This is a genomic window from Rhodococcus sp. SGAir0479 (assembly GCF_005484805.1).
Lineage (GTDB): Bacteria > Actinomycetota > Actinomycetes > Mycobacteriales > Mycobacteriaceae > Prescottella.
The window spans coordinates 2,943,097-2,955,295 of record NZ_CP039432.1 but is presented as its reverse complement, the minus strand read 5'-3'; the positions used below and the strand labels follow the sequence as shown (position 1 = coordinate 2,955,295).

The 12,199-nt window shown below is 70.7% G+C and carries 1 protein-coding gene; it reads left to right on the top strand.

Annotated features, from left to right (window positions below):
• Position 1 precedes the first annotated feature (1 nt).
• Positions 2–12,157, top strand: coding sequence for a non-ribosomal peptide synthetase (locus E7742_RS13850; protein ID WP_137799468.1), 12,156 nt, complete (start codon positions 2–4; stop codon positions 12,155–12,157).
• Positions 12,158–12,199: the final 42 nt, after the last annotated feature.

The window sequence follows — 12,199 nt, the reverse complement described above, 5'->3', positions numbered from 1 at the left end:
CATGAGTGAGCAGAGCCGGGAGCCACAGGGTACGGACGGTGACGGGGCCGCGCGGACGCGTCGTCCGCGGCCTGCGCGCAGGGAACGGCCTGCGCGCCGCAGCCGGTCCCGCACGACGACGCTGCCGCAGCTGCTGACGGCCGCGGTCGAACGCGACCCGTCGGCCACCGCGCTCGTCTGCGGCGACCGGACGCGCACGTACGCGGACCTCGACGCGTGGTCGTCCCGGCTCGCCCGTGTACTGATCGAACGGGGGATCGGCCCCGGCGATCTCGTCGCGGTGGCGGTGCCCCGGTCGATCGAGTCGGTGTCCTCGGTGTGGGGTGTCGCCAAGTCCGGTGCCGCATTCGTCCCGGTCGACCCCAACTATCCCGCCGATCGCGTCGCCCACATGGTCGGCGACTCCGGTGTCGTGGTGGGCGTGACGACCGCCGAGGCGCGGGGCTCGCTGCCGGACGGTGTCGAATGGCTCGTACTGGACGACGCGTTCGACCGCGACCTGACGACCCGGTCGGACGCGCCGGTGACGTTCGCCGACCGTACTCGGACGCTCACGGACGCCGACCCTGCGTACGTCATCTACACCTCCGGTTCGACGGGCAGGCCCAAGGGCGTCGTCGTCACGCAGGCCGGGCTCGGCGACTTCTGCGCCGAACAGGTCCGCCGCTATCAGCTGACGCCGCAGTCGCGGACCCTGCACTTCGCGTCCCCGAGCTTCGATGCCTCGGTGCTCGAGCTGCTGTTGGCGATCGGTGCCGGCTCGACGATGGTGATCGCGCCGCCCACCGTCTACGGCGGCGAGGACCTCGCCGAACTGATCGTCACCCACGAGGTCACACACGGCTTCGTGACCCCCGCCGCGCTCGCGTCCGTCGATCCCGCCGGGCTGGACACCTTCTCGGACGTCGTCGTCGGCGGCGAGGCGTGCCCGCCCGACCTCGTCGCGCGCTGGGCGACGCCGGGCCGCCGCTTCTTCAACGGTTACGGCCCCACCGAGACCACCATCATGACCGCAATCTCGGACCCGCTCACGCCCGGCGAGCCGATCACGATCGGCGCCGCGACGCAGGGCATGTCGCTGGTGGTGCTGGACGACCGGCTGCGGCCCACGCCGGTGGGCGTGGCCGGTGAACTGTACGTGTGGGGCCCGGGCGTCGCCCGCGGCTACCACGACCGTTTCGCGCTCACGGCCGAGCGGTTCGTCGCGTGCCCGTTCGGGGAGCCGGGGCAACGCATGTACCGCACCGGCGACGTGGTGCGCTGGAACGCGAAGCAGCAGATCGAGTACGTCGGGCGTTCGGACTTCCAGGTCAAGATCCGTGGATTCCGCATCGAACTCGGCGAGATCGACGCCGCGCTGGCGGCGCACGAGGACGTCGACTTCGCGGCGACGGTGGCTCACGAATCGGCCACGGGCAGCAAGGTTCTGGTCTCCTACGTGCACCCGGTGGCCGGACGGGACGTGGACACCGCCGCACTCACCGAGTTCGTCGGCCGGTCGCTGCCGCGACACATGGTGCCCTCCACCGTGATGGTGCTGAGTGAGATCCCGCTGACCCCGGTCGGCAAGCTCGACCGTCAGGCACTGCCGGCGCCGGTGTTCGAGGCCAAGGAATTCCGCGCCCCCTCCACCGCGACCGAGGAACTCGTCGCCTCCGTCTTCGCGGACGTCCTGGGCGTCCCACGGGTCGGCCGCGACGACGACTTCTTCGAACTCGGCGGCAACTCGCTGATCGCGACGCAGGTCGTCTCGCGCCTGTCGGCAGCCGTCGACGCGCAGGTCCCGGTGCGTGCCGTGTTCGAGGCCTCCACCGTCGAGGCCCTCGCGGCGGTCGTGGCCGGCGCCTCCGGTGGCGCGACCCGTCCGGCCCTGGTCGCCGGCCCGCGACCGGACCGGATTCCGCTGTCGCTGGCGCAGCAGCGCATGTGGTTCCTCAGCCGCTTCGAGCCGGACTCGACCGTCAACAACATTCCGGTCGCGATCCGTCTGTCCGGAGCGTTGGACGCACGGGCACTGCAGAGTGCCGTCGCGGACGTCGTCGACCGACACGAGTCGTTGCGCACCGTCTTCCCCGACATCGACGGGGTGGGCCACCAGGTGGTGCGAGAGACCGCCGAACTCGGTGACCTGCTCCCGTCGGAAGCCGTCGCCGCCGACGCGATCCTCGGGCGGGTGACCGAGATGGTCGCCGCCGGTTTCGATCTCGCCCGCGAGATCCCGGTGCGTGCGCGGCTGTTCGTGGTGTCGCCGACCGACCACGTGCTGGTGTTCGTGGTGCACCACATCGCGGCCGACGGCTTCTCGATCGGCCCGCTGACGCGCGACGTCATGCTCGCGTATGCGGCCCGGTCGGCAGGCGACGCACCGGCCTGGGCCCCGCTGCCGGTGCAGTACGCCGACTTCACGTTGTGGCAGCGGGAGGTGCTGGGGTCGGAGGACGATCCCGCGTCGGTGCTCTCGCAGCAGGTCGAGTACTGGTCGTCCAACCTGGCCGGGCTGCCGGACCAGTTGGACCTGCCGGCTGACCGGCCCCGGCCGGCGGTGGCGTCGAACCGTGGTGCGACACATCGGTTCCCACTCCCGAAGCAGCTGTCGGTCGCGGTGGACGAACTGGCGCGCGACCGAGGTGTCACCCCGTTCATGGTGGTGCATGCGGCGTTGTCGGTGCTGTTGGCGCGGCTCGGTGGCACGTCGGACATCGCGGTGGGTACCCCGGTCGCCGGTCGTGGCGAGCAGGTGCTCGACGACGTGATCGGCATGTTCGTCAACACGCTCGTACTGCGCACCGACGTCCGGCCGAGCGCGTCGTTCGACGAACTACTCGCCCAGGTCCGCGCCACGGACCTCGCGGCGTTCGGTCACGCCGACCTGCCGTTCGAGCGGCTCGTCGAGATTCTGGACCCGGCCCGCTCGCAGGCGCGCCACCCGTTGTTCCAGGTGATGCTCAGCTTCCAGAACTTCGGTGCGTCCGAGTTCGCGCTCGGCGACCTCACGGTTTCCGAGGTGGAATTCGATTCTGCGACAGCAAAGTTCGATCTCCAGGTCACCGTGCTGGAGAGTCAGGAGGCCGCCGACGCTGGTTACTCGGTGGCGCTCACGTATGCGACCGACCTGTTCGACGAGTCGACGATGCGCGCGTTCGGGGAGAAGTTCGTCCAGGTGCTGACAGCGGCCGTCGCCGCACCGGAATCGGTAGTAGGCGACGTCGACCTGGTCGCGCCGTCCGAGCGCGCGCAGCTGCAGCGGTGGAACTCCACTGAGCATGTGGTGGCGGATGCGACGTTGGTGGATCTGTTCGAGGGGCAGGTGGCGCGGACGCCGGATGCGGTTGCGGTGGTGTTCGAGGGTGAGTCGCTGTCGTACGGTGAGTTCGCGGCGCGGGTGCATCGGACGGCGCGGTGGCTGATCGGTCAGGGTGTGGGTCCGGATTCGCTGGTGGGTCTGGGGATGTGCCGGTCGGTGGATCTGTTGGTGGGGATGTACGCGGTGGTGGCTGCGGGTGGCGGTTATGTGCCGGTGGATCCGGATCAGCCTGCGGAGCGTAACGGCTACATTCTCACGACCGCGAATCCCGTTCTGCTGCTGAGCACTTCGCGTGATCGTTCGGGTCTGCCCGACGGGCAGCGGATCGTCGAGCTCGATACCGTGGATGTGTCGGGGTTCTCGGATGCGCCGGTCGGGGACGGGGAGCGGCGTGCGCCGCTGCGTTCGGGCAACACTGCGTATGTGATTTTCACGTCGGGTTCGACGGGTCGGCCGAAGGGTGTGGCGGTCGGGCATGCGGCGATTGTGAATCGTCTGGTGTGGATGCAGGCCGAGTACGGTCTGGGCGCGGATGATGTGGTGTTGCAGAAGACGCCGTTCACGTTCGATGTGTCGGTGTGGGAGTTCTTCTGGCCGTTGCAGGTGGGTGCGCGGTTGGTGGTGGCGGCTCCGGACGGGCATCGGGATCCGGCGTATCTGGCGCGCACGATGGTCGAGCGTGGCGTGACGACGGCGCATTTCGTGCCGTCGATGCTGTCGGTGTTCTTGGCCGATCCTGCTGCGGCGCGGGTGGGTTCGTTGCGGTTGGTGTTCGCGTCGGGTGAGGCGTTGCCGGCGTCGACGGCGGCGCGGTTGCGTGAGGTGTTGCCGTCGGCGGCGTTGCACAATTTGTACGGCCCCACCGAGGCTGCGGTGGATGTGACGTTCCACGAGGTGACGGCGGCGGATGCGGCGGGTGTGCCGATCGGTGCGCCGGTGTGGAATACGCGGGTGTTGGTGCTGGACGGGCGGTTGCATCCGGTGCCGGTGGGTGTTGCGGGTGAGTTGTATTTGGCGGGTGTGCAGTTGGCCCGTGGGTATGTTTCGCGTGCGGATCTGACGGCGGATCGGTTCGTGGCGAACCCGTTCGGTGGTCCGGGTGAGCGGATGTATCGCACGGGTGATCTGGTGTCGTGGAACGGCTCGGGTGAGCTCGAGTACATCGGTCGTACGGATTTCCAGGTGAAGTTGCGGGGTCTGCGGATCGAGTTGGGGGAGATCGAGACCGCGCTGTTGTCGTTGCCAGGGATCACTCAGGCCGTGGTGCTGGTGCGCAGCGAGCAGTTGGTCGCGTATGTGGTGCCCGCGGCCGATGCGTCCCTCGATGTCGAGCAGGCCAAGGCCGGCCTGGCGCGGTCGTTGGCGTCGTACATGGTGCCGTCGGTGTTCGTGATCCTGGATGCGTTCCCGTTGAATGCGTCGGGCAAGTTGGATCGGAAGGCGTTGCCGGAGCCGGTGTTCGAGGCTGCGGTGTTCCGGGCGCCGTCGACGCCGACGCAGGAGATCGTCGCGGGCGTGTTCGCGGACATCCTGGGTGTGGACCGGGTGGGTCTGGACGACGATTTCTTCGCGTTGGGTGGTAACTCGTTGATCGCGACGCAGGTGGTGTCGCGGTTGGGTGCGGCGTTCGATGCGACGGTGCCGGTGCGGGTGTTGTTCGAGGCGTCGACCGTCGAAGCGCTCGCGGCCCGCATCGGCTCGCTCGAGAACTCCCGGCGGGCACCGCTGGTGCCCTGGAACCGTCCCGACCGTATCCCGTTGTCGCTCGCGCAGCAGCGGATGTGGTTCCTGGGCCGTCTCGATCCGGAATCTGCGGTCAACAACATCCCCGTCGCCGTCCGACTGTCCGGCGCGCTCGACGTCCCGGCGCTGCAGGCAGCCGTTACCGATCTCCTGGCGCGGCACGAGTCGCTGCGCACCGTGTTCCCCGATGCCGACGGTGTCGGCTACCAGGCGGTCCTGCCCGTCGACGAGCTGGACCTCGACGTCGCGGTCGAGCAGGTCGAGTCCGCCGCCCTGATCGAACGGATCGAGAGCGCGGCGCTGCGCGGATTCGACCTCACGACCGAACTCCCGGTTCGCGCAACACTGTTCGCGCTCTCGGAATCCGAACACGTGCTGATGCTCGTGGTGCACCACATTGCCGCGGACGGGTTCTCGATGGGACCGCTGATCCGCGACGTGATGGTGGCGTACGCGGCCCGCGTGGCCGGCGAGGCGCCGGCGTGGGCGCCGCTCGCGGTGCAGTACGCCGACTACACGCTGTGGCAGCGGGAAGTCCTCGGCAGCGAGGACGATCCGGATTCGCTGATTGCGCAGCAGGTGTCGTACTGGACCGAGCAGCTGGCGGACCTACCCGAACAGCTGGACCTGCCGTCCGACCGGCCCCGCCCCCTCGTCGCCTCCAACAGCGGTGCCGCGCACCAGTTCACCATCGGCGCCGAGTTGCGCACGTCCCTCGAGGACGTCGCCCGCGCCCACGGGGCCACTCCGTTCATGGTGGTCCACGCCGCCCTGTCGGTGCTGCTGGCGCGGCTGAGCGGCACGTCGGACATCGCGATCGGTACCCCCGTCGCCGGTCGCGGCGAGGCGGCACTCGACGACCTGATCGGCATGTTCGTCAACACCCTGGTGCTGCGAGCGCAGGTGGACGGCAGCGGATCCTTCACGGACCTGCTGGCGCAGGTGCGGGCCACCGACCTGGCGGCGTTCGAGCACGCCGACCTGCCGTTCGAGCGCCTGGTCGAGATCCTCGACCCGGAGCGGTCGCAGGCCCGCCACCCGTTGTTCCAGGTCGCCCTCGCCTTCCAGAGCGGTCTCGTCGGCGAGTCGCTCGAGCTCCCCGATCTGACGGTCGCGGGCGTGGACGTCGATGTCGCCGTCGCGAAGTTCGACCTCCAGGTCACCGTCGCCGACGCGCCGGATCCCGAGTCCGATCGGCCGGGGTTGTCGGTGGCGATGATCTACGCGACCGACCTGTTCGACGACGCGACGGTCCGCGCCGTCGGTGAGCGTTTCGTGCGCGTTCTGGAGTCCTTGGTCGCCGACCCGTCGGCGCCCGTCGGGGACGCGGCCTTGTTGAGCGATGCCGAATCCGCGGCCCTCACCCACGTGGTCGGCGCGCCGGTGCCGCGGACGGAGACCCTCACCGCCATCCTCGGCCGCAGTGCGGCTCGCCGAGGTGACGCGCCCGCCGTCACGTGCGGCGCGACCACGGTGACCTACCGGGAGCTGGACGAGCGCTCCAGCGCCCTGGCCCGCGAGCTGATCGATCGCGGCGTTGGTCCGGAAAGCGTTGTCGCGCTCTCGTTCCCGCGTTCGATCGAGATGGTGATCTGCGTCTGGGCGGTCGCGAAGACCGGGGCGGCGTTCGTCCCGGTCGACCCCACTTATCCGTCGGACCGCATCGCGCACATGGTGACGGATTCGGCCGCCGCGCTGGGTATCGCCACCGTGGACGAGATCGACCGGTTGCCGAGCGCCGTGACCTGGTCGACCCTGGCAGACCTCGAGCGGGCCGCGGCGGGCCGGGAGACCCGCCCGGTGACGGACGCCGACCGCGTTCGGCCCCTGCACCTCGACCACGCTGCCTACGTCATCTACACGTCCGGATCGACGGGCAGGCCCAAGGGCGTCGTCGTGACGCACCGCGGCCTGTCGGGCCTGGTCGACGAGACCCTCGACCTCTACGGGGTGACGTCGACCGACCGCGTACTGCACATCTGCTCGCCGAGCTTCGATCCGTCGGTCTTCGAGTGGAGCGTCGCGGCCGCGGCCGGCGCCGAACTGGTCGTGGTCCCGCCGACCGTTCTCGGCGGCGAGGAACTGCACGCCTATCTCGAGCAGCACCGGGTGACGGTCGCGATCATCACCCCCGCGGTGTTGGGCTCGATGGACCCGACCGGGCTCGACGACCTGCGCCTGCTCTCGGTCGGCGGTGATGCGTCCTCCACCGAGCTCGTCGGGCACTGGGCGCCCGAGCGCACGTTCTTCAACGCGTACGGACCCACCGAGACCACCATCATCTCCACTCGCGGCGAACTGTTCGCGGGCAAGCCGGTCACGATCGGCGGCCCGGTCGCGGGCGTGGGCGCCATGATCCTCGATTCCCGTCTGCGGCCGGTCCCGGTGGGCGTCACGGGTGAGCTCTACCTGTCGGGTGCCGCGCTCGCACGCGGCTACCACGGCCGGGCGGGGCTGACGGCGGACCGCTTCGTCGCCCACCCGTTCGGTGCGGCGGGCGAGCGGATGTACCGCACCGGCGACGTCGTGCGCTGGACGGCGTCCACGAGCGACGCGTCCGGCGACGCCAGCGACCTGGCCATCGAGTACGTCGGCCGCTCGGACTTCCAGGTGAAGGTGCGCGGTTTCCGCATCGAACTCGGCGAGATCGACTCCGCACTCACCGACCACCCCGCGGTGTCGTTCGCGACCACGGTGGGGCACCGGCTGCCGTCCGGGCAGACGGCGCTGGTCTCGTACGTCCGGGCCGGCGGCGTCGACGTCGAGGAGATCACCCGGCACGCCGCGGCGCTGCTGCCGTCGTACATGGTGCCGGCCGCGGTCGTCCTTCTCGACGAGATCCCGTTGACGGCCGTCGGCAAGCTCGACCGCCGGGCCCTGCCCGAGCCGGTCTTCGACGCCCGCGAGTTCCGGTCTCCGACCACCGAGACCGAACGCCTCGTCGCGTCGGTGTTCTGCGACGTGCTCGGCATCGACAGGGCCGGGTTGGACGACGACTTCTTCGACCTCGGCGGCAACTCGCTGATCGCGACGCAACTCGTGGCCCGGCTCGGCGGCGCGATCGGCACCCGGGTCCCGGTGCGGACGTTGTTCGAGGCGCCGACGGTGGAAGCCCTCGCGGCGCAGCTCGCATCGCACACCGGCGACGCCCGCCGCGCGCTCGTCGCGGGTCCGCGGCCCGACCGCATCCCGCTCTCGCTCGCGCAGCGGCGGATGTGGTTCCTCAACCGACTCGAACCGGAGTCGGCCGTGAACAACATTCCGGTGGCCGTGCGGCTGTCGGGGACCCTCGACGTCGCCGCGTTGCGCGCGGCCGTGACGGATGTCGTGGCGCGGCACGAGTCGCTGCGGAGCCGGTACCCCGAGCAGGACGGCATCGGGTACCAGGAGGTGCTGCCGGTCGAGGACGTGCTCGCGCACCTCGACCTCGGTCCCGAGCCCATCACCGCCGACGACGTCCACCAGCGCGTCGTCGCAATCGCGTCGACTCGGTTCGACGTCACCGCCGAGGCGCCGCTGCGAGTCCGGCTGTACGAGCTGTCGCGCACCGAGTACGTGCTCGCGGTCGTCGTGCATCACATCTCGGCGGACGGCGTGTCGATGGGTCCGCTGATCCGCGACCTCATGACGGCGTACACCGCGCGCGCGGCCGGTGCCGCACCCGGGTGGGCGCCGCTGGCCGTCCAGTACGCCGATTACGCGCTGTGGCAGCGGGATTCGCTGGGCGACGAGGACGACCGGGATTCGGTGATCGCCCGTCAGATCGACTACTGGCGCGGTCGGCTGGCCGGTATCCCCGATCAGCTGGACCTGCCCACCGACCGTCCCCGGCCGGCGCAGCAGTCGTACGCGGGCGCCGACGTCGGGGTCGATGTCGACGCCGCCACGCACCGCGGACTCGTCGAACTCGGCCGCACGCGCGGCGCGAGCTCGTTCATGGTGATGCACGCGGCGCTCGCCGTGCTGCTCGCGCGGCTGTCGCGGTCGCAGGACATCGTCGTCGGCACGCCCATCGCCGGTCGCGGTGAGGCGGCTCTCGACGACCTGGTCGGCATGTTCGTCAACACCCTCGCGCTGCGGGTGCAGGTGGATCCCGCGGAGACGTTCACCGACCTGCTGGCGCGGGTACGCGACACCGATCTCGACGCCTACGCCCACGACGACCTTCCCTTCGAGCGGCTCGTCGAGGTCCTCAACCCGGTGCGGTCCGCGTCGCGGCACCCACTGTTCCAGGTCGGATTCTCCTTCCAGAACATGCGGATCGGCGCCCTGACCCTGCCCGGACTCGAGGTGCATGCGCTCGACGTCGAGACCGCGCTGGCCAAGTTCGACCTGCACGTCACCATCGTCGACAACACCGACGAGGACGGGAATCCGGCGGACTTCGCCGTCCAGTTCACCTATGCCACCGATCTCTTCACCGAGGACACGGCACGCCGGTTCGCGCAGATGTACGCGCGGATCCTGCGCGCCGTGGTGGCGGAGCCGTCGACCCCGGTCGGCGACCTCGAGATGGTTGCCGCCGAGGAGCGTTCCGCCGTGCTCGACCGGTGGAACGACACGGCCCACGCCGTCGACACCGACGCGACGCTCGTCGACCTGTTCGACCGGCAGGTCGCCGAGCGGCCGGACGCCCCGGCGATCGTGGCGGGGGACCGGCGGCTGACCTACGCGGAGTTCGACGCGCTGGCCAACCGGCTGGCCCGGCGGCTGATCGCGATGGGGGTGGGGCCCGAATCCCGTGTCGCGCTGGCGATGCGGCGTTCGGTCGAGCTGATCGTGGGCATGTACGCGGTGGCCAAGGCGGGCGGCGCGTACGTCCCGGTCGACCCCGACCATCCGGCCGACCGCGTTGCCTACATCCTCGAGTCCGCCGATCCGGTGTGCGTGCTGTCGACCGGCGACTTCGCGGCCGCGGGGAACGTACCCGTGCTGCGCGTCGACGCCGTGGAGGGTGCGGATGTCGGAGCGGACCCGGTCGTGGACGCCGAGCGCACCGCGCCGTTGCGGCCGTCGAACACCGCGTACGTGATCTTCACGTCCGGCTCCACCGGACGCCCGAAGGGTGTGGCCGTGCCGCACGGCGCGATCGTCAACCAGCTCGAATGGAAGCGCGCCGAGTACGGACTCGACGCGACGGACGCGGCGCTGCTCAAGACGGCGGCGACGTTCGACCTGTCGGTGTGGGAGTTCTGGTCCGCGCTCACCTCCGGCGGCCGCCTCGTCGTCGCCGATCCGGACGGCCACCGCGATCCGGGCTACCTGAACGCGCTCATGCGGCGCCAGTCGGTGACCACGCTCCACGTCGTGCCGTCGATGTTGCAGGCGCTGCTGGTCGAGTCGGGGGACCGGCTGCCGGAGTCGCTGCGCCGCGTCCTCGCCATCGGCGAGGTGCTGCCCGTGGACACCGCCGCGCGTTTCGCGTCCGCCTCGACCGCGGCCCTGGTCAACCTGTACGGCCCCACGGAGGCAGCGGTGTCGGTCACGGCGCAGCGCGTCGAGACCACGGCCGGGGCAGCGGTCCCGATCGGTGGGCCCGAGTGGAACACCCGACTGCGGGTGCTCGACGACCGGTTGCGTCCGGTCCCGGTCGGAGTGCCCGGGGAGCTGTATCTCGCCGGCGCCCAGTTGGCGCGGGGCTACTTCGGGCGTCCGTCGCTCACGGCCGATCGTTTCGTCGCCGACCCGTTCGGCGCTGCCGGCGAGCGCATGTACCGCACCGGTGACGTCGTCGCGTGGCGTCCCGACGGCACCCTCGACTACGTCGGGCGCGCCGACTTCCAGGTGAAGGTGCGCGGATTCCGCATCGAGCTCGGCGAGATCGAGGCCGCGCTCCGCGCGCAGCCGTCCGTCGCGGAGGCCGCCGTCACGGTGTGGCACGACGACAAGCTGGGCGAGCGCCTCGTCGCCTACGTCGTCGGCGCGGAGACGGACCTCGAACCGGCGGCGCTCGAGGCGTCGCTGGCGCGGGCGCTCCCGTCCTACATGGTCCCGTCGGTGTTCGTGCGGCTGGACGCGCTGCCGCTCAACGTCAACGGCAAGATCGACCGCCGGGCGCTCCCGGCCCCGACGTTCGAGGCGGCGGAGTTCCGCAGTCCGGAAACCGAGGCCGAGCGGCTGGTCGCGGACGTCTTCGCGGATCTCCTCGGCGCCCCGCAGGTCGGTCTGGACGACGACTTCTTCGAGCTCGGCGGTAACTCCCTCAGCGCCGTGCGCGCCGCCGCGCGGCTGCGCGGGGAACTCGGCGCCGATGTCCCGTTGGCGTGGTTCTTCGAGAGTTCGACGGTCGGTGACCTCGCCGGCCGGATCGCCGCGGCCGATGCCGCCGGCGGCTCGAAGGAGTTCGACGTCCTCCTGCCGCTGCGCGAGGGGGGAGCGGAGCCGCCACTCTTCTGCGTCCATCCGATCACCGGACCGGCCTGGAGCTTCGCCGGTCTGGCTGCCGCACTCGACGGGACCCGTCCCGTCTACGGGCTGCAGTCGCCTGCGCTCGCCGGTGACAGGGAGTTGCCGGGGTCCATCGAGGACTGGGCGGCCCGGTACGTCGACGAGATCCGGCGCGTCCGGCCGCACGGCCCGTACCACCTGCTCGGGTGGTCCATGGGTGGCGTGATCGCGCATGCAATGGCCGTGCAGCTGACCGCGGCGGGCGAAGAGGTCGCGTCGCTCACGATGCTCGACAGCCACGCGGCCACCGATGCATCCGGTCCCGTCGCCGCGGCCCCCACCCTGGGGGACATGATCGGTGGGCTCGGTGTCGACGGCGTCGACACCCCGAGTCTCGACCGGCTCGACCGGGCGAGCGCCGTGGAGGCACTGCACGAACTACTGTTGCCCGTCGGCGACTTCGACCGGGCGCAGCTCGACCGCGTCGTGGGCGGGGTGGAGCACTCGCTGACGCTGCTGGCGGCGTACCGGCCGACCCGCCGCTTCGACGGGGACCTGCTGTACTTCGCCGCAGAGCTCGACGGAACCCCGGGCGCCGAATCGTGGCGCGACGTCGTCGGCAGCATCGAGTCGGTCCCGGTCGCCGTCACGCACTGGGACATGACGTCGCCGCAGGCGCTGGCCGTGATCGGACCCGTCCTCACGCGACGCCTGCGGGACTGATCCGAAGCGGTTCCGTCGAACCGTGACACGACGACGGCCGTT

Coding starts and splice junctions, on each gene's coding strand:
- E7742_RS13850 (WP_137799468.1), top strand. CDS start 2: ATGAGTGAGCAGAGCCGGGAGCCACAGGGTACGGACGGTGACGGGGCC.